The following is a 24,071-nucleotide window of genomic DNA, read 5'->3' as shown; positions in this document are numbered from 1 at the left end:
ATCAGAACTCCGACTGGCGACGGGTGACGAACAACTGGAAGAAGGTGAACACCGCGATCACCACTGCCATCAGCACCGACCCAGCCGCTGCTTCGCCATAATCTGGGTTGTCCGACGCGAACGCCACTTCGAAAATGTTCTGGACCACCATGAAGGTTTCGCGCCCCGGCCCCCCGCCGGTCAGCAGCCAAACCTCATCGAAGACCTGAAAGCTGCGGATCAGGCACAAGACCAGCACGACGGTGAAGGTCGGCATAACCAGCGGCAGGGTGATCCGAAAGAACACCCGCAATGGCCGCGCCGCATCCATTTTGGCCGCTTCATACAGATCCGACGGGATCGCCTGAAGCCCGGCCAGCAGGATCAGCATATAGAAACCCATATGCGACCAGGTGAATACAAAGATCAGCCAGAAGAACGGCCAACCGGTGCGCGGCGTCACCAACCAGTTCACCGGCCGGAAATCGCTGAAATCAAAGACCGCATCGAACTGAATGGTCAGCAGCAACAACACCGCAACCACCCCCAGCCCCACGATCGCCGCCCGCGCCAACCGCCGCCCAGTCGACACCAGCCATAACAGCCCCCCGGCAAGGATCAGCGCCGGATAGAGGCTGAGGCGGGTATCGGTCTGCCAGATCAATTGCAGCGGATCGGCCCAGACGACGACCGCCACAAACAACAGGGAAAACAGCGCGGCCCATAACATGGAAGGCTCAGCCCCCGCGCGCAACGCCCGCTCACTGCAAATCAGCAGCAGGACGGCGAACAGAATGGTCGCGAAAATGTCGAAACCCGCCATCCCGGCCAATGCCGTCACCGTCTCGGCACTGTTGTCCAGACCGGCATTCAGAATGCCCTTCCGGTTCAGGATCCACTTCCAGATATTTGCGATCACCACCGGCGACAGCATCACCGGATAAAAGAACATCGCGCGCCAGAACCCGCGCCCCGACAGCGATTTATTCACAACCAAAGCCGTAATCAGGGCCACGGCGCACATGACGGGCACCTGAATCAACACAAAGAACAGCGTGTTGAACATGCCGGTCCAAAAGGTGAACCCGGCATTGCTGCAGGTTTTTGGCACCAGCATGTCAGAACAATTGAAAATATCGCGGTAGTTCGCGATGCCAATGAAGGGCCGGGACAACAGCGCGATTGAATCGCCGCCGGTCAGCGAGACCCAGAAATTCAGCAGCATCGGCGCGAAGGTAAAAAAGCCGAAAATCATCATATTGGGCAACAGGAACGCATAGGGAACCCCGCTGCGTCCCCAGAGGCTTTGGGCGATCTCAACCGGAAAACCCAGCAGATCCATGGCGAATTCGCCGACGTTGCGCACCCCATACCGTCGACGCGCCAGCAGCCAGACAGAGCCACCGACGATCCACAACAGGCAGATCGCGTAAAGCAAAAGTGCAGCCGGCGCCATCGCCCAACCTCGCATTGCAAATCCGAAGGCCTCAAGGACCTTCGGACGACTTCAAGATCGGGACTTAACGGGCGTTTTCCGTCAGCTCGGCTGAAATTTTGTCCAGCGCTTCATCCATCGTCAATTCCCCGTTCATGACCCCCGCAAGATATTGCGTCGTGGCATTGTAGATCACGAAATTGAACGGGCTGCCCTGCAATTCAAAAGCCTGCGGCGTTTCCTCGGCGGCGACCGCAACGGATGCGGCGAAGGTGTTCAACCCTTCGGAAACGGCCTCGGTCGCGCCGTATGCGGTATAATCGATGCCTTCGTCTTGAATTTGCGCATTGGCCGGAATGGCGAAGGTCCGTCCATACCATTCCTTGGCGTTATCATAGGCGCCCATCCACGCCACGAACTTTGCCGCTGCGCCTTCTTGCGCGGCATCACCGCTTTGAAACGACACCAGACCGGTTCCGCCCGGCATCACGCCACAGCCTTCGGGACCGCAGGGCGCCGGAACCACCGCCCAATCGAACTTGTCCCCGACACTGCTTTGCACATTGGCAACGTTCCAAGAGCCCGACATGTAGAACGGCACATCCTGCCCAAAAAACATCTCATTGCCATTGGCATATTTCGACCCGGAAACCGCAGGCCAGATGTCGGGTGGCATCAGGCCGCTTGCGTGCCAGTCGACCATCATCTGCGCGAAGGTCTGGAACCCGTCATCGACAACGATGTTCCCGTCAGCATCGAAATATTGTGCGCCATAGGACATGGCCGGACCAGCAAAACGGTGCCCCGAGCGGTCCATGACCATTCCGGCATATGCCCCGGCATTGTCCATGACAGCCTGTGTTGCCTCAGCCCAATCCTCCCACGAGGATCCGGGGGGTGGCAGCTCAACCTCGGCTTCATCGAACATCGTCAGGTTGGCATAGGGTCCGGTCGCGGTCATTTCGGTGTGGAACCCGTAAATCCCTTCCGCCTGCCCGGCGCGATACCACGGCAACACATTGCCATAAGCCTCTTCCCAAACCGCAGCATCCACGTAGGGGGTCAGATCGACGTAATACGGCTGCAACGCCCCCAGATTGGTCACGAACGCCAGATCAGGGCCGACACCGGCCTCTAATTGACTGGGAAGCTGTTCGCGGATCACGCTGTAGCCAACCAGATTCATCCGGATATTGACGTCGGGTTCAATTTCTTTGTAGCGATTGACGAACTCTTCGATGATCCCAGCCTTGCCGTCGACGTCGCTGACCATCATGTCCAGATCAACGGCGAATGCGGGCCCCGAGGCACCAAAGCACAACAGTGAGGCCGACCCAAGCGCGAGCTTCCTCAGACGTGACGTGCATCCCAACATTTCTTCCTCCCGTGAATTCCGCCATTTTTTCGCGGTTATGCCTGAACCTGCGCAAGTCTGACCAGCGCAGTCAAGGCATACCCGGCGTTTCGTTACAGAATTGCGACACCGGAAAATGCGGACGCCGACCGCGCAATTCGTCACGATCTGGCACGCCCCCTTTATCCGGGTGTGCAACACCGCCGTGCGCTTGGATCGATATCGTCTTGCTGGTCGGCGGCTGCATCAAGCTGGGGGTTGACCGGCACACAACATATCCATACATCATGAATTATGGATAGATTAACTGCCCTCTCGGCCTTCGCCTGCCTCAGCCAACCCATGCGGTTGGATGCGTTTCGGTTGCTGATCAAGGCCGGAGAGACCGGCATGATCGCAGGCGAGATTGGCGCAGCGCTGACGGCCCGCCAGAACACGATGTCGGCCAATCTTTCGGTGCTGATCCAATCCGGATTGGTCCGCAAAGAACGGCAGGGCCGCACCATTCGGTATTTCGCCGATATGGACGGGGTTGGCGGGCTTCTGGCCTTCTTGGTCGAAGATTGCTGCGGCGGCCAAGCCGAACTGTGCCAGCCGCTGATCGACCAGATCGCCTGTTCCTGCTCGGTCGGAAAGACCGCGCCGCCGCGTCCCCTGACGCCCCCGGTCGACCATTGATCGGGGATCCCGCCCCTCGCCCACCTGTTGACGTCGACCAGAAAGATGCGCGTATGAGTAACGCTTCCGATCCTCCCGCCGGCCTTGGCGCTTTTGAACGCGGCCTTTCCATTTGGGTGGCGTTGGCCATCGGGGCGGGCCTGTTGCTTGGCAACATCTTCCCCGGCGTGTTCGCGGCCTTGGCGGCCATGCAGATCGCCTCGGTCAACTTACCGGTCGCCATCCTAATCTGGGCCATGGTCTATCCGATGATGGTTGCCGTTGATTTTGGATCGCTGCGCAAGATCGGTGAACGGCCAAAGGGCTTGGTCATCACACTGGTGACCAACTGGCTGATCAAACCGTTCACCATGGCAGCGCTTGGGGTGCTATTCTTCAAGGGCATTTTCGCCGGATTGATCCCACCGGACGATGCCCAAGCCTATTTGGCCGGGGTGATCCTGCTTGGTGCGGCACCCTGCACTGCCATGGTCTTTATCTGGTCCTCGTTGACCCGCGGCGATGCCACCTACACGCTGGTTCAGGTCAGCCTGAACGATGTGGTTATGGTCTTTGCCTACGCCCCCATTGTCGCCGTATTGCTGGGCGTGACCGATATCGTGGTGCCGTGGGCGACCTTGATCCTCTCGGTTGGGCTGTATGTCATGCTGCCGCTCCTGGCTGGGCTTGTGACCCGGCAACGCCTCATCCGCCGTGGTGGCGAGGCAGCCGTCGATGCCTTCAAATCCAAGGTGCAACCGGCCTCGATCATGGGATTACTGATCACCGTGGTCCTGCTGTTCGGCTTTCAGGGTGACGTCATCCTGACCAATCCATTGGTCATCGTCCTAATCGCCATACCCCTGCTGATCCAATCCTACGGCATCTTCTTCCTAAGTTATTTCGCCGCCCGAATTTGGAAGGTTCCATTCAACGTGGCGGCCCCCTGCGCCATGATTGGAACGTCAAACTTCTTCGAACTGGCCGTGGCCGTGGCCATCAGCCTGTTCGGTCTTGGTTCGGGGGCGGCGCTGGCGACGGTGGTCGGCGTGCTTGTCGAAGTTCCGGTTATGTTGTCGCTCGTCGCATTTGCCAACCGAACCCAGCACTGGTTTCCTGAAAGCGGACACAGATCATGAGTATCGTCATCCACCACAACCCAAACTGCGGCACCTCGCGCAACGTGCTGGCCCTCATCCAAGCGGCCGGGGAAACGCCGGTTGTGATTGAGTATCTTGAGGCGGGCTGGACCCGGCCACAGCTTTTAGCATTGTTTGCAGCGGCCGATCTGACCCCTCGCACGGCACTTCGGACCACCCATTCCCCAGCCGCCGAACTGGGGCTGCTGGAACCGTCCGTCAGCGACGACGCCCTGATCGACGCGATGCTGTCGCACCCGATATTGGTCAATCGCCCCATCGTCTGCTCGCCCAAGGGCGTGCGCCTATGCCGTCCCGCCGACACCGTTCTGGGGTTGTTGGACCGCCTGCCGCCCGACCTGACGCAATCAGAGGCAGGCGGCACCCCACCCAATCATGAAGGCGGACAGCACCGTGACTGAGACCCCACAACTCGACGAAGCCCATTTTCGCCCGATCGACAGCACCACGCTGCAAACGCCCCAAGATGTTTCGGACCACGCGCCCCGCATTCTGTTGCTGTACGGATCGCTGCGGGCGCGGTCGTTCAGCCGCCTGATGGCCGAAGAGGCTGCGCGCCTTCTAACCCGGTTCGGCGCTGAGACCCGGATTTTCGATCCATCAGGCCTGCCGCTGCCGGATGACACCGACGACACCCACCCGAAAGTGCAGGAATTGCGCGACCTTGTGCTGTGGAGCGAAGGCATGGTCTGGTCTTCGCCCGAACGCCATGGGGCAATGACCGGCATCATGAAGGCGCAGATCGACTGGATTCCGTTATCGCAAGGGGCAGTGCGTCCGACCCAAGGAAAAACACTGGCCCTGATGCAGGTCAGCGGCGGCTCACAAAGCTTCAACGCCCTCAACCAGATGCGGATCCTCGGCCGCTGGATGCGGATGCTGACCATTCCCAACCAGTCCTCGGTGCCGAAAGCCTTTCAAGAATTTGACGAGGCTGGGCGCATGCGGCCGTCCTCCTATTTCGATCGCCTTGTCGACGTCATGGAAGAATTGGTGAAATTCACCCTCCTGACCCGGGACCGATCTGACTATCTGACCGCGCGATACAGCGAACGCAAAGAAAGTGCTGCCGCGCTGTCCCTCAGGGTGAATCAGCCTAAAATCTGATCCGCCAGAGAAAATCTGTCACCGGTTATTGAATTTCGGAATGATCAGTCCAAAATAGAGGGGATGGAAACCGAAACCCGCCCCTCACCTCCTCAACCCGGCCGCCCGCGCGGGTTTGACCGGGACCACGCCCTAGAGAATGCCCTCACGACCTTTTGGCGCAACGGGTTTGAGGCGACATCGGTTGAGGATCTGACCTCGGCCATGGGCATCAGCCGGTCCAGCCTCTATGGCTGTTTCGGACCAAAACGCGATGTGCTGCTGGCGGCCCTGCGTCATTATTCGGCAGAGCGTCTGACCGCGTTCACCCAGATGGCCGATCAAGCGGACGCAAGCACCATGCGCCGCCTTCTTTCGTCCTTGGCCGAAACAAGCGGCGGGTCGCAGGGCTGTCTTTTGGTCAACTGCATCACCGAACTGGCACCGCATGACCCAGAAATCGCAGCGTTGGGCCGGCAGCATATCGACCAGCTTGGAACTGTGTTGGCGACCGCCCTCGCCCGACTGGGCACTGCGGATGCACCCGCGCTGGCATCTACGTTTGTCACCCTCGCATTGGGAACGGTCACGCTGCGCAAGGCCGGATTTCCGGCAACTCAGATCGAAACGACGCTCGATCACGCCTATGCCCTGCTGTCCCGCCGCAGATAACACCACACCCCGTTGGCGCTGAGCCAGACTGGCCTCAGGAAGCGTCGCCGGGAACCATCCTGATCATCCCGAATTCCCCCCTATTGGAGTGTACTATGTCTCTTCCTAAAATCTTCACCCCCGTGACCGTCGGCGCCATCGAGCTTACCAACCGCATTGTAATGGCCCCTCTGACGCGCAATCGCGCCCGACCAGAAGATGATGCGCCGGTCGACATGCATGTGGAATACTATTCCCAGCGTGCAGGCGCCGGTTTGATCATTACCGAAGCCTCGCAGATCATGCCGGAAGGCAAAGGCTATGCGTGGACGCCCGGCATATACAGCGCGGCGCAAATTGCGGGCTGGAAGGCTGTCACCGATGCGGTTCATGCCAAGGGCGGCAAGATCGTCATTCAGCTTTGGCACGTAGGCCGGGTGTCCCACACGTCTTTGCAACCGAACGGGGCCGCGCCGGTCGCGCCGTCCGCGATGGCGGCTGCGACTCGCACCTTTGACGGCAAGGAATTCGTTGAAACCTCGACACCGCGTGCCCTTGAGACGACCGAGATCCCCAGCATCGTCGCGGCCTATGCGCTGGCGGCGCAAAATGCGATGGCCGCCGGGTTTGACGGCGTCGAAGTCCATGGGGCCAACGGGTATTTGATCGACCAGTTCCTGCGCGACGGCTCCAACACCCGCACCGATTCCTACGGTGGCTCGGTCGAGAACCGCATGCGCCTTCTGTTCGAGGTTCTGGATGCGGTCACCAATGCAATCGGCGCGAAACGCACCGGCTTGCGTCTCAGCCCGTTTTCGAACGCGAACGATGTCAGTGACAGCGACCCGTTCACGCTGTTCTCAGGCGTTGTGACCCGCCTGAACGATTACGGCCTTGCCTATCTGCATCTGGTGGAAGGACAAACGGGCGGCGCGCGCGACACCCCCGAAGGCGACGAAATCACCCGCCTACGCGCCCTCTATAACGGCATCTATATGGGCAACAATGGCTATACCCGCGACATGGCGATCGATGCGGTCGAAAGCGGCGCGGTGGACTTGGTTGCTTTCGGACGGCCCTTCATTGCCAACCCGGACTTGGTCGAGCGTCTAAAGCAGGACGCAGCGCTCAGCGATCTGGACCGTGACACGCTCTATGGCGGCGATGAAAAAGGCTATGTCGACTATCCCACATTGGAAGAACAGAACGCAGCTTGATGTAAGTGCCCCCCGGCCGAAGCAGCCTTCGGCCGGGACCGCACCAAGGATGCGCCCCCACTTGCTTGGGGCGCGTCAGCCACGGCGGGTCAGATTCCGTCGATCCCATGCCAGATTCCGGCAAGAACGCCCAACATCACAAGTCCCATAACGATCAAGGGGCGAATCGCGAATTGCCGCTTCCGCGACCGCGGCGGACCAGCGGCTTGGCGCAACAACTCGGGCGCGTCGAAAAGGCACTTAAGATTGTCTTCCTCTTTTCCGGTCAGAAAATAGCCGATAGGCAATTTGCCCGTCAAAAAGTGACTGCCCGGCTTCGAGATTTGCGTCTGCATGGCCTTGCCTCTTTGTTACAGCGGAGAAAGCGACGATTGCTTGTTATCGGCCAGAAACGGTTAATTTTGACTGAAGGCGCACCCAGCCCATCAGGTCAGCGCCTCAGCGCATGAGGTAAGCGTTGCATCCGGGCCTTAGCGCCCTGTAGACAGTCGCCGACGGCGGCAGATGGGCAATCCCCAGACGAAGGAACACCTCTTGGCGAACCACCTCTACCAAAACGATCTGCCGGATGGCCTGGACTTGGGGCCAATCGTGGCGATCGATTGCGAAACGATGGGCTTGAACCCACACCGGGATCGGCTGTGCGTCGTACAATTGTCCGGTGGCGACGGCAACGCCCATATGGTTCAGGTCACCCGCGGGCAGACCGAAGCCCCGAACTTATGCCGGCTTTTGCGGGATCCAACGGTGCTGAAACTGTTCCACTACGGTCGCTTCGATATTGCCGTTATGTATCACGCGTTTGGGGCCTTGGCAGCGCCGGTTTATTGCACCAAGATCGCGTCAAAACTGGTGCGCACTTATACGGATCGCCATGGCTTGAAGGTGTTGTTGCATCAGATGCTGTCGGTCGACGTGTCCAAGCAGCAGCAAAGCAGTGATTGGGGGGCCGAAAAGCTGACCGATGCGCAGCTTGATTATGCGGCGTCTGACGTGTTGCACCTGCACGATCTCAAGCGCAAGCTGGACGAACATTTGCGTCGTGAAGATCGGGTCAAACTGGCCACTGCCTGTTTTGACTTCCTGCCCACTCGCGCCCTGCTGGATCTTCAGGGATGGCCCGAAACGGATATATTCGCTCACACATGACCGATTCAGAAAATTTCCTCGCCGCTGGACGGCGTGTCATCACCACCGAAGCAACCGCATTGGACGCCCTCGCCCAATCGCTGGATGAACGCTTCGCGGCAGCCGTGCGTCTGATCCTTGAGACCAAAGGGCGGGTTATCCTGTCGGGGATGGGAAAATCAGGCCACATCGCCCGCAAAATTGCGGCCACTTTCGCCTCGACGGGCACCTCTGCCCACTTTGTCCATCCCGCCGAAGCCAGCCACGGTGATCTGGGGATGCTGTCATCGGGCGATGTGGTGATGATGCTGTCGAACTCGGGCGAGACCCCTGAATTGGCAGACATGATCGCCTATACCCGGCGGTTCGGGATCCCGTTGATCGGCGTTGCCAGCCGCATTGACAGCACCTTGCTGCGCCAAGCTGATATCGCCTTGGTCTTGCCTGCACAGCCCGAAGCGTGCGGCACCGGCGTGGTTCCGACCACATCCACGACCATGACCTTGGCACTCGGCGATGCGCTGGCGGTGGCCCTGATGGACTATCGCAAGTTCACCCCGCAAGATTTTCGGCAGTTTCACCCCGGCGGCAAGCTGGGTGCCCGGCTGTCCAAAGTGTCGGACCTGATGCATCGCGGCGATGAGTTGCCCTTGGTCCCACTGGACGCGCCAATGAGCGACGTTTTGGTGACCATGAGCCAGAAGGGCTTTGGTGTGGTCGGTGTGACGGGCCCGAACGGCAATCTGCGCGGCATCATCACCGACGGGGATTTGCGGCGCCATATGGACAAGCTGTTGGACCGCAACGCCGCTGAAGTCATGACTGCGAACCCGACAACCATCGCCCCCGACGCCTTGTCCGAAGAAGCCGTCGCCGTGATGGAAACTCGCAAGATCACCTGTTTGTTCGTCGTACCCCATGACGGCACCAGCCCGGCTGTCGGCATCCTGAACATCCATGACTGCCTGCGCGCAGGCGTCGTCTAGGGCGTGGCCAAATACGACAATACCTATTCCCGGGCTGTGAACGCAGTCAAAGTGATCTTGCCGCTTATGGCGCTTGCCATTCTGGCAACCTTGTTTCTTGTGTCGGAACCGACGCCACAAGGGGAACCGATCCGCGTTTCCGATAGTACATTGCAGGATTTGGCGTCAGAACAACAACTTGGCGGTGCTACCTACCATACGGTGACCGACAAAGGCACCAAGGTCCGCCTGACCGCAGATATGGTGCGCCCGGACCGTGATGTTGTTAAGCTGACCCGAGCGACCAATCTGGCGGCGCAATTGGTCACGCCAGACGGGCTGGTCTATGATATCCGATCCGATAACGGCATGATCGACGAAACCGCCATGCGGACCACAATGTCCGACAACGTCCAGATCGAAACCTCGTCGGGCTATACAATCACGACCGACGCGGTGTCGATCACGACGGACCTGACATTTCTGGAAACACTCTCTCCGGTCACTGCTGACGGGCCCCTTGGCACGCTGACGGCGAACCGAATGGAGGCCACCAATTCCCCTGAAACCGGCACGGACGCGCGTCTGGTCTTCACGGGCGGCGTACACCTGATATATCGTCCCCAGACGGCGAAGGAGTGAGTTTATGAAACGGCTATCCGGACCAGTTTTTGCTCTGGCGCTGCTTGGGATGGCCGTGTCAGCGTCGGCGCAGCAGACCGGCGTCGCATTGGGCGGCTTCAAATCCGATCCCGACGCACCGGTCGAGGTCGCCGCAGATAAGCTTGACCTTGCCCAATCCGAGGGAACCGCCATCTTTTCCGGCAATGTCGTCGTGACCCAAGGCGAAATGAAACTGACCGCACAACAGATCGTCGTGACCTATCTGACCCTGCCGGATGGCAGCCTTGGCACGGATGTCGACACGATTGCAGCGACCGGTGACGTTGTCATGGTGACCCCCTCCGAAGCTGCCGAAGCCGATAAGGCGGTCTATACCCCCGCCCGGAACGAGGTCGTGATGTCTGGCAACGTCCTGCTGACCCAAGGCGTCAACACCCTTGCCGGAGAGCGGCTGATCGTCGATCTGGTGACCGGCACCGGCCAAGTCGATGGGCGTGTTCGGACATTGCTTCAGACCGGCGGGACAGAATAGATGCAAGATCAGAACCCAGACCTGACCGTGACCGAAGGCTCCTCTGGCCTGCAGGTCATCGGCCTGCGCAAAAATTACCGTAAGCGCGCGGTTATTCAGGACGTGTCACTCGACTTGCACCGGGGCGAAGTCGTGGCCCTGCTCGGCCCCAATGGGTCGGGAAAAACCACCTGTTTTTACTCCATCGCGGGCTTGGTCACCGCCGATGGTGGGCAGGTGTTGATCGATGGTCGCGACGTGACCTTACTGCCGATGTATCGCCGTGCAAAACTGGGGATCGGCTATCTTCCGCAAGAAGTCAGCATTTTCCGTGGCCTGAATGTCGAAGACAATATTCTGGCCATTCTGGAAATTGCGGTGCCCGACCCGACCTCGCGGCGCGAACGGCTGGAAGAATTGTTGAGTGAATTCTCAATTGGCCACCTGCGCCGCGCCCGGGCATTGTCCCTGTCGGGCGGCGAGCGACGCCGGGTCGAAATCGCGCGCTGTCTGGCGGCTAATCCCAGATATATCCTCATGGACGAGCCCTTCGCCGGGGTCGACCCCATTGCAGTGGGCGACATCCGCAACCTTGTCTCAGATCTTAAAACCCGCGGCATCGGCGTGTTGATTACCGATCACAACGTCCGTGAGACCCTCGAAATCGTCGATCGCGCCTATATATTACATAGTGGCAAGGTTTTGATGAGCGGGACGACCGATGAAGTCATTCGCAACGAAAACGTCCGGAAGGTCTATCTCGGCCAAAGCTTTTCGATCAGCTGAGATCGGTGCGCAGATTCCTGCGCGACCGTCCGACCTGATTTCTTCCAATTATAACCGTAGGGTCCGGGAACTCTCGGCAACATCACGCCCGCGGTCTGGCCCGGCGAAACGTGTCTCGGCGGCCGAAAAACATTTCCACCGGCGACAGTTGACATCGCCCCCTGAACTGGCCCCAAATGGAGTCATGCACCCGGAATTGATCATCCCGAGAAAACCTTCAGACTGCCAAGACGACTGGCAGTGGCGCACAGCACGCGCGCCACAGTCGTCCCGCACATAACGCATTCCCGGACCGCAACCCCGGCAGGGCAATTTGCCTTGGCGGACGTGGTCATAACAAACGACGGAGGTAACATGCGCTACCAGATCAGTGGACGTCAGATTGATATCGGTGAAGCCCTTCAGACTTATGTGAAAGATGCCGTTAACGGTATTGTCGAAAAATACGCCGAACGCCCCACCGACGCGATGATTGTATTTTCGAAGCAAGCGCAGGAATATCAATGTGAAGCCACGGTCCATTTATCCACAGGCCTGACGGCCCAGGCCAAGGCCCGCGCGTTCGAGATTTACGCCGCATTCGATCAATGCAGCGAAAAACTGGAAAAGCAGCTGCGCCGGTACAAGCGCCGACTGAAGGATCACCACAAGGAACGCGCACAACCGGTTGAAGCTTCCGGCGGTTCCACGTATGTGATCGCCGCGGGAGACTACGATGGCGAAAATGAGCCGGATACGCTCCAACCTGTAATCGTAGCTGAAATGGAAACAAAGATTCCGTCAATTTCTGTTGGCGAAGCCGTAATGCAAATGGAATTGGCAGAAGCCTCGGTATTGGTGTTTCGCAACGAAAAAACCGATGGATTAAGCGTCGTGTATCGTCGTGATGACGGCAATATCGGGTGGATTGACCCCAGCATCTAGTCTAGGCCGAGATACTGGGAACTTCAGGAAAGACAAACCGGATGAACCTTGGATCTCTTCTGAAACCAGAGGCCGTGAAACTTGTTGGCAGTATCACGAGTAAAAAACGCCTGATGCGAGATCTGAGTGAGATCGCATCAAGCTGCTACGGGATTTCTGTCGATGATGCGGTCGACGCACTGCAAGATCGGGAGAGCATCGGCCCTACGGGCGTTGGGGATGGTGTTGCCCTGCCCCATGCCCGTATCGACAGCTTGGACCGGGTTGTTGGCGTATTCATGCGCCTCGAACGTCCCTTGCCGTTCGAAGCCGTGGACCGGCAACCGGTCGATCTGATCTTTGCTTTGTTTGCACCAGAGGACAGCGGCGTTGCGCATCTGCGGGCCCTTGCGCTGGTGGCGCGGGCGTTGCGCGACGAAGACGTGCGCCGCAAATTGCGGTCCAACGACGACGCCGCCATCCTTCATGCCATCCTGACGGGCGAACAAGCAATAAAGGCCGCCTGAGCGACCTTCATTGACCGTGTGACATGGAGCTTTACGAGCTGGCATCATCCGTTATTTTGGTGCCCCCGACGCATCAGCGCGGGGGCTGCCTGACGCCGTTATTGCGCAGCGTTCTGCATACCAAGATACTCCCGCAGGAACATCGAGAACTCTTCGCTCAATTCCTCGCGGGCAAGACCGAACGCCACGGTTGCCTGCAAATAGCCCGACTTTGAGCCGCAATCGAACCGCTGACCACGGAACCGGAAGCCATAGACGCCTTCTTCGGTGTCGATCTGGTCGGCAATCGCATCCGTCAACTGAATCTCGCCACCCGCACCGGTCTTCATCTTGTTCAAATTATCAAGAACGCTTGGCGTCAGGATGTAACGCCCGATCACCGCAAGGTTCGACGGCGCTTTGTCGGCATCCGGCTTTTCCACCATGCCTTTCACAGACACGATTGAGCCATGATCCTCTTTGACGTCAAGAACGCCGTAGGACGAGATCATGTGCTGAGGGACTTCCATGGACGCAACCATGCAGCCGCCGGTTTCCTCATAGGCTTCTGCCATCTGCTGAAGGCAGGGCTTTTCGCCGGCAATGACGTCATCCGGCAAAACCACAGCAAAAGGTTCGTCGCCGATCAGACGGCGCGCACACCAGACCGCATGGCCCAGACCCAGCGCTTCGCGCTGACGGACATAGGCGATGGCGCCGCTTTGCATATCGGTTCGCTTCAACGCGTCCAGCAACTTGGTCTTGCCCTTGCGCTGCAGCGTTTCTTCCAACTGCGGTGCCGCGTCGAAATAATCTTCAAGCGCAGACTTTCCGCGCGAGGTAACAAAGATAAACTCTTCGATTCCAGCGTCGCGCGCTTCATCAATCGCATATTGGATTAACGGCTGATCGACCAATGTCATAATTTCTTTTGGAATCGACTTCGTCGCAGGCAGGAACCGCGTTCCCAGCCCTGCGACAGGAAAAACGGCCTTTGTTACCTTGCGTTTCATGAACACACCCATTCAGTTACAGTAAACTATTATTGAAGACATGATGACCCCTCCCTACAGTACAAGCAACAGTCGAGCCATTAGTTCCCTCGTCACCGGTCAATTTCACGCATGGCATCTGCAATATTGGGCGCGCTTGGGCGGTTTGCCGCCTGTGCGCGAAGCTTTTCACGAGAAATCGAATGGGTGATGGGGTCACATTGCCGAAAGATCAGCCTGTGCCGATTTCGGCCAACATAGTTTCTATCCTCGGAATATCCTCGGGGTTGTTCAGTTCCCAAAACTGACGCCCACGCCCATCGACTTCGACGCAAAGGATCGAACGGCCGTTTTCCAAAAACCGCAATTGCTCCAGCCCTTCGAGCGTTTCCAAGGGGCCCGGTTCCAGACTGCCGTAATAGGACAATGCCGAGGGGCGATAGGCATACACGCCAACGTGGTGGAACACCGGCGTCGTGCTGTCCGAAGGGTAGTCCCGACCGGTATACGGGATGACCTCTTTCGAGAAGTACAGCGCCCGCATCTTGGTGCTGAAAATCGCGGTCGTGCCACCCACCCGGCCAGCAAGGCGATCCTCGCGAAAGCCTGACAACGCCCGCCCATCACAGCGCAAGACCGGCGTTGCGACATCAGCGTCCGGATCGGCCCGCAGCCCCGCCACCAGTTCTTCGATGAACCAATGCGGCGTCAGCGGCGCATCCCCTTGCAGGTTCACCACAATTTCTGGCGAGATATCGAGCCGCTTCAAGACATCAGCACAGCGTTCAGTGCCATTGCGGCATTCGAGGGCCGTCATGCAGACTTCCGCGCCAAAGCTTTCTGCCTCAGCGCGGATGCGGTCATCATCGGTGGCCACGACCACCCGATCAGCCCCTTGCACCGTCATCGCCGCCTCCCAAGACCGACGGATCAGGGATTTGGCCATGCCATCCGGGCCGGTCAACATAGCAAGCGGCTTGCCGGGATATCGGGTCGACGCATAACGTGCGGGAATGACGATCAGGACAGACATGGGACCCTTTCAGGCTGGTTTCAAATCAACACCCGGCGCGTAGGCAATGAAAAACGGGTTCTCGTATCCCGGTTTGCCATAAACCAAAGGTTCGTGTGTGTCGAACCGAACCGTCTTGCCGCCTGCGCCCATCAGAACTGCCTGACCAGCTGCGGTATCCCATTCCATTGTCCGGCCCAGCCGGGGATAGATATCGGCTTCGCCGGTTGCCACCAGACACAGCTTCAAGGACGAGCCGGCGCTTTTCATGTCGGCGACATCATATTTGGCGATATACGCGTCCGTTGCCGCATCCCGGTGACTTTTCGAGGCCACGACCATCAAAGCCGAATTGTCAGGCCGGGACACCGAAACCGGCACAGTCTCACCCTTGACGTTCCAGTCGAAGGGCGCCGTTTCTTCGACCGTCTCACCCGACGCGGTGGTGTAAAACAGCCGATCTTTCGCCGGGGCATAGACGACACCCCGAACCGGAACGCCGCTTTCGACATAGGCGATATTGACCGTGAAATCGCCCCGACGCTGAACGAATTCTTTAGTCCCATCCAGCGGATCGACAATCAAGAAATTCTCAGACGACTTTCCGTGGGTCCCGGCTTGTTCCTCGGTCACGATCAAAATATCGGGAAAGGCTTCGGCCAATCCTGCGGAGATATGCGCATCGGCTGTTTCATCCGCAGCCGTGACCGGGCTGTCGTCACTTTTGGCCCGGACTTCGAAGTCCGCGCTGTTATAAATATCCATGATCAGCTCTCCGGCCTCAAGGGCCAGCCGCCGCATCACTGTTTCAAGTTTGTCAAAGTCCACACTGAACACTCCTGCACGCCGGGGCGCCCGGGACCTTATCGCCACCTTCGCCCAAACGTCAGTTATCCCGGTCGGCTCGGGAAACTGCAAGTCCTTCACCGCTATTCGCCCCCAATAGTAAGCTAGACTAAGCGCCACAGCCAGAGGATGCTGGTCAGCCGAACCGCGCGCCCTTAAACTGGCAGTACCCTATTCGTCAGCACAGGCCCCCCATGACCCGCCGCAGTTTCGCGCTTCTGATTGCCGTTCTCCTCGCTTGCCCACAGGCGCAGGCCGAGACCGCAGCCACCTACTCTGGCTTTCCCAACCTCTTCAACGTGACGGGCGTGTCGGCCGATGATGTCTTGAACGTCCGGGCGCAACCGGATGCCAGCGCACCGATTTTGACGACGTTGCCCCCTCAGCGCACCGGGATCGAAGGCTTAGGTCTGTCGGACAGCGGCACATGGGTGCACGTGGCCTTCGGCGAGACCACAGGCTGGGTCAATGCGCGCTTTTTGTCGGCGCAGCCCCCCCGCCCTGCCGGGGCTCTGCCAAGCCCGATGCGGTGCCACGGCACCGAGCCGTTTTGGGGTCTCAATTTTCCGAACGGGTCCTTCGCTGAATTTGAACGGCTTCCCGACCCCGAAATTCCATTCAGCGTCACGTTTCAATCGACGGCAATCGGGCGCCAGTCGGGAGACATCGTGGCGCGCTTGACCGGCACCGGCGATCCGCAACCGCCCGTGCAAGGCACGCTCACCCTGCGGCATGAGATGTGCAGCGATGGAATGAGTGATCGCAGCTTCGGCCTATCCATTCTGTTTTTGCTGGAACGCGGCGACACCCCAGAACTTTATAGCGGATGTTGTAGCCTGACCACGCCGTGAGACCTTACGTGACCACCCGCAGGGTGAGGTTCAGGCGCCCACCCTGTGGCAGCAACCGAGACGATCCAAACCGAATCCGATCAACCCCGTGATACGCCAACCGACCAGCCCCCTCTAGGACCACAACATCGCCGGACCGAAGCCAAACCGAGCGCGTCGACCCACCGCGTTCCAGACCTCCCACGCGAAACAACCCCTCATCACCCAACGAAATTGACAGGACGGGCTGCGTCAGATCGGCTTCGTCGCGATCCTGATGCAGCCCAAGCCGCGCCCCTTCGCCGTAAAAATTCACCAAGCAACATTCTGGCTGGCGTTCCGTCCCTGACAGCGCCCGCCAGACCGCAAGCACCGTTTCCGGGATCGGTGGCCAGGGCATTCCTGCCGGGTGATGCCCCTGATACCGATATCCGCGCGGGTCAGAGACCCAGCCAAATTGCCCTGCTGCGGTCATCCGCACTGACATCTTTTTTCCGCGCGCGGTTTCAAGCCGCATCAAAGGGGCCTGCGCGCACACCTGCCGGATATCTGCGACAATAGCGGCCTGTTCCTCTGGCCCAAGAACGGCCGGCATCACCCGGACCCCGTTGAGATCGACCGCGTTTTTTTCGGAACCGATCTGCATGTTTCGCCTCCTTTGGTGCTGCAATGGGTAAAAATCGATCTTTCGTCTCGGCCCTGCGGCTTGCAGGTGCCAGACCACCCACTTATATATCCCGCAGTTCGCCGGGTAGACCCGGCATTCATGGGATCGAGGAGTGGTGCCGCATCGACTGGGCCCTCCTCCTAATATCGCCGAAAGAGAAGGTTCAGATAATGGCTAAAGTCATCGGTATCGATCTTGGGACCACCAATTCTTGCGTCGCCATCATGGACGGGTCGCAAGGACGGGTCATCGAGAACGCAGAAGGGGCACGTACGACCCCATCCATCGTGGCATTCACCGACAGCGAACGTCTGGTCGGTCAACCTGCAAAACGTCAGGCCGTGACCAACCCGGAAAACACCGTATTCGCCGTCAAGCGTCTCATCGGCCGCCGGTTTGATGACGCGGACATCGCCAAAGACAAGAAGAACTTGCCGTTTGAGCTGGTCGACGGCGGCAATGGTGACGCATGGGTTGAAGCGCGTGGCGAAAAATACTCGCCCTCGCAAATCTCGGCCTTCATCCTTCAGAAGATGAAAGAAACTGCCGAAAGCTACCTCGGTGAAGAAGTCACTCAGGCCGTCATCACGGTTCCGGCCTATTTCAACGACGCACAGCGTCAGGCGACCAAAGACGCTGGCAAGATCGCCGGTCTGGAAGTCCTGCGCATCATTAACGAGCCGACGGCAGCGGCCTTGGCTTACGGCCTCGACAAGAAAGAGACCAAGACGATCGCGGTCTACGACCTTGGCGGCGGTACGTTTGACGTCACCATTCTGGAAATCGACGACGGCCTGTTCGAAGTGAAATCAACCAACGGGGACACGTTCCTTGGCGGCGAAGACTTCGACATGCGCATCGTCAACTATCTGGCAGGCGAGTTCAAAAAAGAGAACGGCGTCGACCTGACCAAAGACAAGATGGCCCTTCAGCGGCTGAAAGAAGCTGCCGAAAAGGCCAAGATCGAACTGTCGTCCAGCCAGCAGACCGAAATCAACCAGCCGTTCATCTCGATGGCCCCCAATGGCGGCCAGCCGCTGCACATGGTCATGAAACTGACCCGTGCCAAGCTGGAGTCGCTGGTTGGTGACCTGATCAAAGCGTCGATCAAGCCCTGCCAAGCCGCGCTGAAAGATGCCGGCATGACCATCAAGGATATCGACGAAGTCGTTCTGGTCGGCGGGATGACCCGGATGCCGAAGGTCATGGAAGAAGTGACCAAATTCTTCGGCAAAGAGCCCCATAAAGGTGTGAACCCGGACGAAGTCGTGGCACTTGGTGCCGCAATTCAGGCTGGTGTGCTTCAGGGCGACGTCAAGGACGTGGTTCTGTTGGACGTGACGCCGCTGTCTTTGGGCATCGAAACTCTGGGCGGTGTTTTCACCCGCTTGATCGACCGCAACACGACGATCCCGACCAAGAAGTCGCAGATTTTCTCGACCGCGGAAGACAACCAGAACGCCGTGACCATTCGCGTCTTCCAAGGCGAGCGGGAAATGGCTGCCGACAACAAGATGTTGGGTCAGTTCAACCTTGAGCAAATCCCGCCCGCACCGCGCGGCATGCCGCAGATCGAAGTCACCTTCGACATCAACGCGGACGGCATCGTTGCTGTGGGCGCCAAGGACAAGGGCACCGGCAAAGAGCAAAAGATCACCATTCAGGCGTCGGGCGGTCTGACCGATTCCGAGATCGACCAAATGGTGCGCGATGCCGAAGCCAACGCCGAGTCGGATAAAGAGCGCAAGGAACTGGTGGAAGCCAAGAACCAAGCCGAAAGCCTGATCCACTCGACCAAGAAAGCGATGGAAGAGCACGCTGACAAGGTTGATCCAACCACGGTTGAGGCAATCGAACTGGCGATCGGGGCACTCGAGGAAAATCTGGAGACTGAAAATGTCTCTAAGATCAAATCGGGCATCCAGAACGTGACCGAAGCCTCCATGAAGCTGGGTGAAGCGATCTATAAAGCGCAGCAGCAGGACGCAGGCGAAGAAGCCCGTGACACGGAAGAGCCCGGTGGCGTTGACGACGATATCGTCGATGCCGACTTCGAAGACCTGGACGACAACAAGCGCGCCTCCTAAGCGCGGTGACATGCGTAGACCGGCCTCGTCCTAGACGGGGCCGGTTCTGCGTTTTCACGAGGACATGCGCACATGGCAAAACGTGACTATTACGAAGTACTTGGGGTTACCAAAGCGGCGACACCCGAGGAAATAAAACGCGCTTATCGCAGCAAAGCGATGGAGCACCACCCAGACCGCAACGCCGACAATCCGCAGGCTGAGTCGCGCTTCAAAGAGGCGAACGAGGCTTACGAGGTCTTAAAGGACGCTGAGAAGAAGGCGGCCTATGACCGCTTCGGCCACGCGGCCTTTGAAGGTGGAATGGGTGGCGGCGGCCGAGGCCGACCGGGCCAACAAGGCGACTTCACTTCGGCATTCTCGGACGTGTTCGACGATCTGTTCGGCGATTTCATGGGTGGCGGACGCGGCGGCGGCAACCGGCAACGTGCGTCGCGCGGTTCTGACCTGCGGTATAACTTGCGGATTACGCTGGAAGACGCGTTTCGTGGGATGCAAAAGACCATCAACGTCCCTTCGGCGGTCAGTTGCACCGGCTGTAACGGCACCGGCGCCGAGGGCGGGTCTGAACCCGTCACCTGCCCGACCTGCTCGGGAATGGGGAAGGTCCGGGCACAGCAGGGCTTTTTCACGGTGGAACGGACCTGTCCGACCTGTTCGGGGCTGGGCCAGATCATCAAGAACCCCTGCGACGTCTGCCACGGCCAAGGGCGGGTGGAACGCGACCGGGCGCTGTCTGTCAACATCCCACCCGGGGTCGAGACCGGCACCCGCATCCGCCTTGCCGGCGAAGGCGAAGCCGGAATGCGCGGCGGGCCGACCGGCGACCTCTACATCTTCCTAGAGGTGGCGGAGCACGCCCTGTTCCAACGGGACGGCATCAACCTGTTCTGCCGGGTTCCGGTATCTATGGCCTCGGCAGCATTGGGCGGCGATATCGAGGTTCCGACCATCGATGGCGGCAGAAGCCGGGTGAAAATCCCATCCGGCAGCCAATCTGGCCGTCAGATGCGCCTTCGCCATAAGGGGATGCCCGCCCTGCGCGGTGGACCGTCTGGGGACATGTTCATCGAACTGGCAGTAGAAACTCCGGTCAATCTGACATCGCGTCAGAAGGACTTGCTGCGTGAGTTCGACAAACTCAGCGAAGACAACCATCCCGAAGCGTCCAGCTTCTTTTCGAAGGTCAAAGGCTTTTGGGACGGAATGAAGAGTTAAGGCAGTACGCTTAACTCTAAATTTAGTAAAATTGCACAGGGTCGGCCCATGACCGACCCGCGCGCCTTCAACGAACCGTTCCTGCCCCTGTTCGAGGGGCAGGAACTGGTTATCACCGACCCGCGCGGTCGAAAGCTCCCGTCATATATCAAAGATCACCGGCAACGGCTGCGGGAACGCTTTCTCACTGGCGGCGGGCAGGCGATGCCTGATTACGAACTGTTGGAACTTCTGTTGTTCCGCGCCCTGCCCCGCTGTGACGTGAAACCGGTGGCACGCCGCCTGCTGGAAGAATTCGGCGATTTTGCCCGGGTATTGTCCGCACCGAAAGATCGGTTGATGCAAGTCCGCGGCGTGGGCGATGCCGTAATTCTTGAGCTGAAGATCACAGAGGCGGCGACCCATCGCATGGCCCGGTCCAAGGTCATGAAAAAGCCGGTGATTTCCAGCTGGGATGCGGTGCTGGATTATTGTCACACCACGATGTCCCACCTCGAAACCGAACAGTTCCGCGTCCTTTACCTTGATCGAAAGAACGTCTTGATCGCCGACGAAGAACAGGCGCGCGGCACGGTTGACCACGTGCCGGTTTATCCACGCGAAGTGGTGAAGCGGGCGCTTGAACTGAACGCATCAGCCTTGATTCTCGTCCACAATCATCCATCGGGAGACCCGACCCCATCGGATGCCGACATCGCCATGACGGGGCGCATCCAAGAAGCGGCAGAGGTGCTGGGCCTGTCGTTACACGACCATCTGATCATCGGAAAATCCCGGGAACTCAGCTTCCGCGGCGCCGGCTACCTATAAGCCGGGCTTCCTGTTGTCTGCATTCTCAGGCATACCGACACCAAAGCGCAGGGAGTATCCGATGAAAATTGCAATGCTGGCCGTCAACGCCAAACTCTACTCGCACCAGCGCCTGAAAGCCGCCGCTGAAGAGCGCGGTCATGAGCTAACAATCATCAACACCTTACAATGTTACATGAATATCGCCAGTCGGCGGCCAGATGTGTACTACAATGGTGAGAAACTGCCGACGTTTGACGCCGTAATCCCGCGGATCGGCGCATCGGTCACCTTCTATGGCACCGCCGTTTTGCGCCAGTTCGAGATGCAGGGTGTGTTCCCCCTGAACGAATCAGTGGCCATCGGTCGGTCCCGCGACAAGTTGCGCTCGATGCAGCTTCTGGCGCGTGAGGGCATCGGCCTGCCGGTGACAACCTTTGCCAATGACCCGAAACAAACGGAAGAGGTCTTGAAGCTGGCCGGCGGTGCGCCGCTTGTGGTCAAACTGCTGGAAGGGACCCAAGGCATCGGCGTGGTGTTGGCAGATACCGACCGTTCGGCCAAATCGGTCATCGAAGCGTTCCGCGGCGCCAATGTCCACGTTCTGGTGCAGGAATTTATCAAGGAAGCCGGCGGCACCGACATTCGTGCCCTTGTGGTCGGAGGCAAGGTCATCGCCGCAATGAAGCGGACCGGCGCTGAAGGGGAATTCCGATCCAACCTGCATCGTGGTGGCAGCGCGGCTGCGATCAAAATCTCGCCCGAAGAACGCTCGACCGCGATCCGATCTGCGCGCGCCATGGGATTGAATGTGTGCGGGGTTGATATGCTGCGCTCGAACCATGGGCCGGTGGTGATGGAAGTGAACTCCACCCCCGGTCTTGAAGGGGTTGAGAAGGCAACGGGGATAGACGTGGCCGGTAAGATCATCGAATATCTGGAAGGCAACGCGCGCCCGAACAAGACCAAAACCCGAGGAAAAGGCTGAATGCAAGATCGCGCCCCGTTTCAAATCGGCACAAAACGGGTCGCACCCGGCGCGCGTCGGACAGTTGAACTTCCGGTTAGTGTTCTGTCAGATCACACGCCGGTGTCAATTTCCGTGCATGTGGTGCATGGGCGCCGGCCCGGGCCGACGATGTTTGTCAGCGCGGCGGTACATGGCGATGAGGTCATCGGCGTGGAAATCGCACGGCGGCTGATGCGGGCGCCCTCGCTCGACAATCTCAAGGGGACATTGTTGATTGCTCCGATCGTGAACACGTTCGGATTTCTGAACCATTCCCGATATCTACCAGACCGGCGCGACCTGAATCGGTCTTTCCCCGGCAGTCCGAAAGGATCGCTGGCCGCGCGACTGGCCCGGCTCTTCATGGTCGAGATCGTCGCCAGATCGGATTTCGGCATCGACCTGCACTCCGCCGCGATCCACCGGACCAATTTGCCGCAAATCCGCGTTTCGCCATCAAAACCCGAGACAATGGAACTGGCGGAAGCCTTTGGTGCCCCGGTCATCCTCACCGCCCCCTTGCGTGAAGGCTCCATGCGCCAAGCGGCTCAAAAAGAGGGAGTCGACATGCTTCTGTTTGAAGCTGGTGAAGGCTTGCGCTTTGATGAATTTGCGGTCCGATCCGGCGTCAGCGGCATCCTTCGGGTAATGCGTAAGCTCGATATGGTGCCAGCAAAAGGCATCGCCCGACCAACCTCGGCGCCGATCAAAGCCACGTCCAGTTCTTGGATGCGAGCGCCAGCAGGTGGCCTGGTGCGGATGTACAAGACCACAGGCGAAGCCGTCCATCAGGGCGATTTGCTTGGGGTGGTCTCAGATCCATTCGGCGAGGTGGAAAGCGACTTGGTCGCGACCGAGTCCGGCTTGATCATCGGCCGATCAAACCTTCCAATCGTGAATGAAGGCGACGGCCTGTTTCATATTGCAACCGTATCTCGGCCCGATCAGAACGAAGAAACGATCGGTGACATGGCCACACAACTCAGCGCAGATCCTCTGTTTGATGAAGACGAAATCATCTAAGCTGTATCGATGATACGATCGCCTCAGAGGCCGATTGGCACGCTATCAACACCGCTCTCCCTGAGAAATAGCTAAAAGTTGGTGATGGCCCGTGAGGGCTGCATATCATGGCGGTGTTGAAGACGCCGTCAGTTCTCCGCAGAGAAAATGATATGCCGTATGACCCAGACTAGCATTCCAAGCTTGCCCGATCCATCTGGATTATCACGTGATCCGCTGACCGAACTGCTTCGCTCTGGCGCGCGCACCCTGATCCAGCAGGCGGTGGAGGCTGAACTGGCTGTGCTGCTCCGCGCCCATGCCGGTGAGATGACCGACGACAGAAGTGTTGCCGTTTTTCTGAACAGGACGGGGTCGTTTTCTAAGTGGATTTCCGCCTTTGCTACGCAACCGCCATGAACCGCGCCGGGTTTGCCGGAGGCTGAATTGTCTTAGTTACGCGGCCATATCTGATCTTTCCATAGCAGCATAGAAGTTTGCTTCTGCCTCAGCGGGCGGGATATTCCCGATAGGTTCCAGCAGGCGGCGATTGTTGAACCAGTCGACCCATTCGAGGGTGGCATATTCGACGGCTTCAAAGCTGCGCCAGGGGCCACGGCGATGAATGACCTCAGCTTTGAATAGGCCGTTTATCGT

General features: G+C 58.8%; 27 protein-coding genes and 1 pseudogene. 20 read left to right on the top strand and 8 right to left on the bottom strand.

Annotated features, from left to right (window positions below):
* Window position 1: 1 nt before the first annotated feature.
* Both BV911_RS11080 and BV911_RS11075 read right to left on the bottom strand, forming a co-directional pair.
* Complete coding sequence (locus tag BV911_RS11080; protein ID WP_240512220.1) at window positions 2-1,435, bottom strand: carbohydrate ABC transporter permease; 1,434 nt, start codon at window positions 1,433-1,435, stop codon at window positions 2-4.
* Between the two features lie 64 nt (window positions 1,436-1,499).
* Window positions 1,500-2,690, bottom strand: coding sequence for an ABC transporter substrate-binding protein (locus BV911_RS11075; RefSeq protein ID WP_205963844.1), 1,191 nt, complete (start codon window positions 2,688-2,690; stop codon window positions 1,500-1,502).
* Window positions 2,691-3,062: 372 nt separating this feature from the next.
* Here BV911_RS11075 and BV911_RS11070 point away from each other — a divergent pair, with 372 nt between their 5' ends.
* The 6 genes from BV911_RS11070 (at window position 3,063) to BV911_RS11045 (ending at window position 7,539) form a co-directional block, all read left to right on the top strand.
* Entirely contained in the window at window positions 3,063-3,446 is a 384-nt protein-coding gene (locus BV911_RS11070) for a helix-turn-helix transcriptional regulator (RefSeq protein WP_086053679.1), read from the top strand.
* A 53-nt stretch (window positions 3,447-3,499) separates the two neighbouring features.
* Window positions 3,500-4,564, top strand: a complete 1,065-nt coding sequence (gene arsB, locus BV911_RS11065) for an ACR3 family arsenite efflux transporter (protein WP_086053678.1) — start codon at window positions 3,500-3,502, stop codon at window positions 4,562-4,564.
* Window positions 4,561-4,986 carry an arsenate reductase (glutaredoxin) gene (gene arsC, locus BV911_RS11060; RefSeq protein ID WP_086053677.1) on the top strand — a complete coding sequence of 142 codons (426 nt, stop codon included), beginning with the start codon at window positions 4,561-4,563 and terminating at the stop codon, window positions 4,984-4,986. The genes arsB and arsC overlap by 4 nt, the downstream gene beginning before the upstream one ends.
* Window positions 4,961-5,692: an arsenical resistance protein ArsH gene (gene arsH / locus BV911_RS11055; RefSeq protein ID WP_086053676.1), complete on the top strand. Its 732-nt coding sequence runs from the start codon at window positions 4,961-4,963 to the stop codon at window positions 5,690-5,692. The genes arsC and arsH overlap by 26 nt, the downstream gene beginning before the upstream one ends.
* A 63-nt stretch (window positions 5,693-5,755) precedes the next feature.
* Window positions 5,756-6,343 (top strand): TetR/AcrR family transcriptional regulator, encoded by a 588-nt coding sequence (locus tag BV911_RS11050; protein ID WP_086053675.1) that lies wholly within the window; start codon window positions 5,756-5,758, stop codon window positions 6,341-6,343.
* A 95-nt stretch (window positions 6,344-6,438) separates the two neighbouring features.
* On the top strand, window positions 6,439-7,539 hold the full coding sequence (locus tag BV911_RS11045) for an alkene reductase (protein ID WP_086053674.1): 1,101 nt from the start codon (window positions 6,439-6,441) through the stop codon (window positions 7,537-7,539).
* 89 nt (window positions 7,540-7,628) lie between these two features.
* Here the strand turns inward: BV911_RS11045 and BV911_RS11040 are convergent, their stop codons facing one another.
* A complete protein-coding gene (locus tag BV911_RS11040) occupies window positions 7,629-7,874 on the bottom strand; it encodes a hypothetical protein (protein WP_086053673.1) in 246 nt (81 codons plus the stop codon).
* Between the two features lie 199 nt (window positions 7,875-8,073).
* Here BV911_RS11040 and BV911_RS11035 point away from each other — a divergent pair, with 199 nt between their 5' ends.
* The 7 genes from BV911_RS11035 (at window position 8,074) to BV911_RS11005 (ending at window position 12,983) form a co-directional block, all read left to right on the top strand.
* On the top strand, window positions 8,074-8,688 hold the full coding sequence (locus tag BV911_RS11035) for a ribonuclease D (RefSeq protein ID WP_086053672.1): 615 nt from the start codon (window positions 8,074-8,076) through the stop codon (window positions 8,686-8,688).
* Entirely contained in the window at window positions 8,685-9,653 is a 969-nt protein-coding gene (locus BV911_RS11030; protein WP_086053671.1) for an SIS domain-containing protein, read from the top strand. Before BV911_RS11035 ends, BV911_RS11030 begins: the two co-directional genes overlap by 4 nt.
* 3 nt (window positions 9,654-9,656) lie before the next feature.
* Entirely contained in the window at window positions 9,657-10,274 is a 618-nt protein-coding gene (lptC, locus tag BV911_RS11025) for an LPS export ABC transporter periplasmic protein LptC (RefSeq protein ID WP_086053670.1), read from the top strand.
* Window positions 10,275-10,278: 4 nt separating this feature from the next.
* The gene (gene lptA, locus BV911_RS11020; RefSeq protein ID WP_086053669.1) at window positions 10,279-10,788 is read left to right on the top strand and encodes a lipopolysaccharide transport periplasmic protein LptA; all 510 of its coding nucleotides are present in this window, start codon (window positions 10,279-10,281) and stop codon (window positions 10,786-10,788) included.
* Window positions 10,789-11,553 (top strand): LPS export ABC transporter ATP-binding protein, encoded by a 765-nt coding sequence (lptB, locus tag BV911_RS11015; RefSeq protein WP_086053668.1) that lies wholly within the window; start codon window positions 10,789-10,791, stop codon window positions 11,551-11,553.
* A 354-nt stretch (window positions 11,554-11,907) separates the two neighbouring features.
* Window positions 11,908-12,477: a ribosome hibernation-promoting factor, HPF/YfiA family gene (gene hpf / locus BV911_RS11010; protein WP_086053667.1), complete on the top strand. Its 570-nt coding sequence runs from the start codon at window positions 11,908-11,910 to the stop codon at window positions 12,475-12,477.
* A gap of 41 nt (window positions 12,478-12,518) precedes the next feature.
* Window positions 12,519-12,983 (top strand): PTS sugar transporter subunit IIA, encoded by a 465-nt coding sequence (locus BV911_RS11005; RefSeq protein WP_086053666.1) that lies wholly within the window; start codon window positions 12,519-12,521, stop codon window positions 12,981-12,983.
* Between the two features lie 98 nt (window positions 12,984-13,081).
* Here the strand turns inward: BV911_RS11005 and galU are convergent, their stop codons facing one another.
* From galU to cysQ, 3 genes are all read right to left on the bottom strand, one after another.
* Window positions 13,082-13,975: a UTP--glucose-1-phosphate uridylyltransferase GalU gene (gene galU / locus BV911_RS11000; RefSeq protein WP_086053740.1), complete on the bottom strand. Its 894-nt coding sequence runs from the start codon at window positions 13,973-13,975 to the stop codon at window positions 13,082-13,084.
* 211 nt (window positions 13,976-14,186) lie between these two features.
* Window positions 14,187-14,987 carry a 3-deoxy-manno-octulosonate cytidylyltransferase gene (locus BV911_RS10995; RefSeq protein ID WP_086053665.1) on the bottom strand — a complete coding sequence of 267 codons (801 nt, stop codon included), beginning with the start codon at window positions 14,985-14,987 and terminating at the stop codon, window positions 14,187-14,189.
* 9 nt (window positions 14,988-14,996) lie between these two features.
* Window positions 14,997-15,794, bottom strand: a complete 798-nt coding sequence (gene cysQ, locus BV911_RS10990) for a 3'(2'),5'-bisphosphate nucleotidase CysQ (protein ID WP_086053664.1) — start codon at window positions 15,792-15,794, stop codon at window positions 14,997-14,999.
* A 212-nt stretch (window positions 15,795-16,006) separates the two neighbouring features.
* Between cysQ and BV911_RS10985 the strand changes: the two genes are divergently transcribed.
* Entirely contained in the window at window positions 16,007-16,663 is a 657-nt protein-coding gene (locus BV911_RS10985; protein ID WP_086053663.1) for a COG3650 family protein, read from the top strand.
* A gap of 4 nt (window positions 16,664-16,667) precedes the next feature.
* Here BV911_RS10985 and BV911_RS10980 read toward each other — a convergent pair whose 3' ends face one another.
* Window positions 16,668-17,288, bottom strand: a complete 621-nt coding sequence (locus BV911_RS10980) for an alpha-ketoglutarate-dependent dioxygenase AlkB (protein WP_086053662.1) — start codon at window positions 17,286-17,288, stop codon at window positions 16,668-16,670.
* A 191-nt stretch (window positions 17,289-17,479) separates the two neighbouring features.
* Here BV911_RS10980 and dnaK point away from each other — a divergent pair, with 191 nt between their 5' ends.
* The 6 genes and pseudogenes from dnaK to BV911_RS10950 all read left to right on the top strand — a co-directional run.
* The gene (gene dnaK / locus BV911_RS10975; RefSeq protein WP_086053661.1) at window positions 17,480-19,396 is read left to right on the top strand and encodes a molecular chaperone DnaK; all 1,917 of its coding nucleotides are present in this window, start codon (window positions 17,480-17,482) and stop codon (window positions 19,394-19,396) included.
* A 72-nt stretch (window positions 19,397-19,468) separates the two neighbouring features.
* On the top strand, window positions 19,469-20,614 hold the full coding sequence (dnaJ, locus tag BV911_RS10970; protein ID WP_086053660.1) for a molecular chaperone DnaJ: 1,146 nt from the start codon (window positions 19,469-19,471) through the stop codon (window positions 20,612-20,614).
* 48 nt (window positions 20,615-20,662) lie between these two features.
* On the top strand, window positions 20,663-21,424 hold the full coding sequence (gene radC / locus BV911_RS10965) for a DNA repair protein RadC (protein WP_086053659.1): 762 nt from the start codon (window positions 20,663-20,665) through the stop codon (window positions 21,422-21,424).
* 61 nt (window positions 21,425-21,485) lie between these two features.
* A complete protein-coding gene (gene rimK / locus BV911_RS10960) occupies window positions 21,486-22,391 on the top strand; it encodes a 30S ribosomal protein S6--L-glutamate ligase (RefSeq protein WP_086053658.1) in 906 nt (301 codons plus the stop codon).
* Window positions 22,392-23,435, top strand: coding sequence for a succinylglutamate desuccinylase/aspartoacylase family protein (locus BV911_RS10955; RefSeq protein WP_086053657.1), 1,044 nt, complete (start codon window positions 22,392-22,394; stop codon window positions 23,433-23,435).
* 159 nt (window positions 23,436-23,594) lie between these two features.
* A pseudogene (locus tag BV911_RS10950) lies at window positions 23,595-23,756 on the top strand (IS256 family transposase); the annotation flags it as partial.
* A gap of 114 nt (window positions 23,757-23,870) precedes the next feature.
* Here BV911_RS10950 and BV911_RS10945 read toward each other — a convergent pair.
* The coding region (locus BV911_RS10945) for an IS3 family transposase (RefSeq protein ID WP_139840022.1) at window positions 23,871-24,071 on the bottom strand (201 nt) is incomplete at its 5' end.

This window comes from Pseudoruegeria sp. SK021 (assembly GCF_002119405.1).
Taxonomy (GTDB): domain Bacteria; phylum Pseudomonadota; class Alphaproteobacteria; order Rhodobacterales; family Rhodobacteraceae; genus Meridianimarinicoccus.
The sequence above is the reverse complement of the archived record's forward strand: the minus strand, read 5'-3'. Positions and strand labels throughout refer to the sequence as shown.

Excerpts from the sequence above, each read along its gene's own strand:
- hpf (WP_086053667.1), top strand. The coding sequence starts at position 11,908 with ATGCGCTACCAGATCAGTGGACGTCAGATTGATATCGGTGAAGCCCTT.
- BV911_RS11040 (WP_086053673.1), bottom strand. The coding sequence starts at position 7,874 with ATGCAGACGCAAATCTCGAAGCCGGGCAGTCACTTTTTGACGGGCAAA.
- rimK (WP_086053658.1), top strand. The coding sequence starts at position 21,486 with ATGAAAATTGCAATGCTGGCCGTCAACGCCAAACTCTACTCGCACCAG.
- arsH (WP_086053676.1), top strand. The coding sequence starts at position 4,961 with ATGAAGGCGGACAGCACCGTGACTGAGACCCCACAACTCGACGAAGCC.
- BV911_RS11080 (WP_240512220.1), bottom strand. The coding sequence starts at position 1,435 with ATGGCGCCGGCTGCACTTTTGCTTTACGCGATCTGCCTGTTGTGGATC.
- arsB (WP_086053678.1), top strand. The coding sequence starts at position 3,500 with ATGAGTAACGCTTCCGATCCTCCCGCCGGCCTTGGCGCTTTTGAACGC.
- BV911_RS11045 (WP_086053674.1), top strand. The coding sequence starts at position 6,439 with ATGTCTCTTCCTAAAATCTTCACCCCCGTGACCGTCGGCGCCATCGAG.
- BV911_RS10985 (WP_086053663.1), top strand. The coding sequence starts at position 16,007 with ATGACCCGCCGCAGTTTCGCGCTTCTGATTGCCGTTCTCCTCGCTTGC.
- BV911_RS11070 (WP_086053679.1), top strand. The coding sequence starts at position 3,063 with ATGGATAGATTAACTGCCCTCTCGGCCTTCGCCTGCCTCAGCCAACCC.
- BV911_RS10980 (WP_086053662.1), bottom strand. The coding sequence starts at position 17,288 with ATGCAGATCGGTTCCGAAAAAAACGCGGTCGATCTCAACGGGGTCCGG.
- lptA (WP_086053669.1), top strand. The coding sequence starts at position 10,279 with ATGAAACGGCTATCCGGACCAGTTTTTGCTCTGGCGCTGCTTGGGATG.
- BV911_RS10955 (WP_086053657.1), top strand. The coding sequence starts at position 22,392 with ATGCAAGATCGCGCCCCGTTTCAAATCGGCACAAAACGGGTCGCACCC.
- arsC (WP_086053677.1), top strand. The coding sequence starts at position 4,561 with ATGAGTATCGTCATCCACCACAACCCAAACTGCGGCACCTCGCGCAAC.
- BV911_RS11075 (WP_205963844.1), bottom strand. The coding sequence starts at position 2,690 with ATGATGGTCAGCGACGTCGACGGCAAGGCTGGGATCATCGAAGAGTTC.
- dnaJ (WP_086053660.1), top strand. The coding sequence starts at position 19,469 with ATGGCAAAACGTGACTATTACGAAGTACTTGGGGTTACCAAAGCGGCG.
- BV911_RS10995 (WP_086053665.1), bottom strand. The coding sequence starts at position 14,987 with ATGTCTGTCCTGATCGTCATTCCCGCACGTTATGCGTCGACCCGATAT.
- BV911_RS11005 (WP_086053666.1), top strand. The coding sequence starts at position 12,519 with ATGAACCTTGGATCTCTTCTGAAACCAGAGGCCGTGAAACTTGTTGGC.
- BV911_RS11030 (WP_086053671.1), top strand. The coding sequence starts at position 8,685 with ATGACCGATTCAGAAAATTTCCTCGCCGCTGGACGGCGTGTCATCACC.
- dnaK (WP_086053661.1), top strand. The coding sequence starts at position 17,480 with ATGGCTAAAGTCATCGGTATCGATCTTGGGACCACCAATTCTTGCGTC.
- lptB (WP_086053668.1), top strand. The coding sequence starts at position 10,789 with ATGCAAGATCAGAACCCAGACCTGACCGTGACCGAAGGCTCCTCTGGC.
- galU (WP_086053740.1), bottom strand. The coding sequence starts at position 13,975 with ATGAAACGCAAGGTAACAAAGGCCGTTTTTCCTGTCGCAGGGCTGGGA.
- BV911_RS11050 (WP_086053675.1), top strand. The coding sequence starts at position 5,756 with ATGGAAACCGAAACCCGCCCCTCACCTCCTCAACCCGGCCGCCCGCGC.
- radC (WP_086053659.1), top strand. The coding sequence starts at position 20,663 with ATGACCGACCCGCGCGCCTTCAACGAACCGTTCCTGCCCCTGTTCGAG.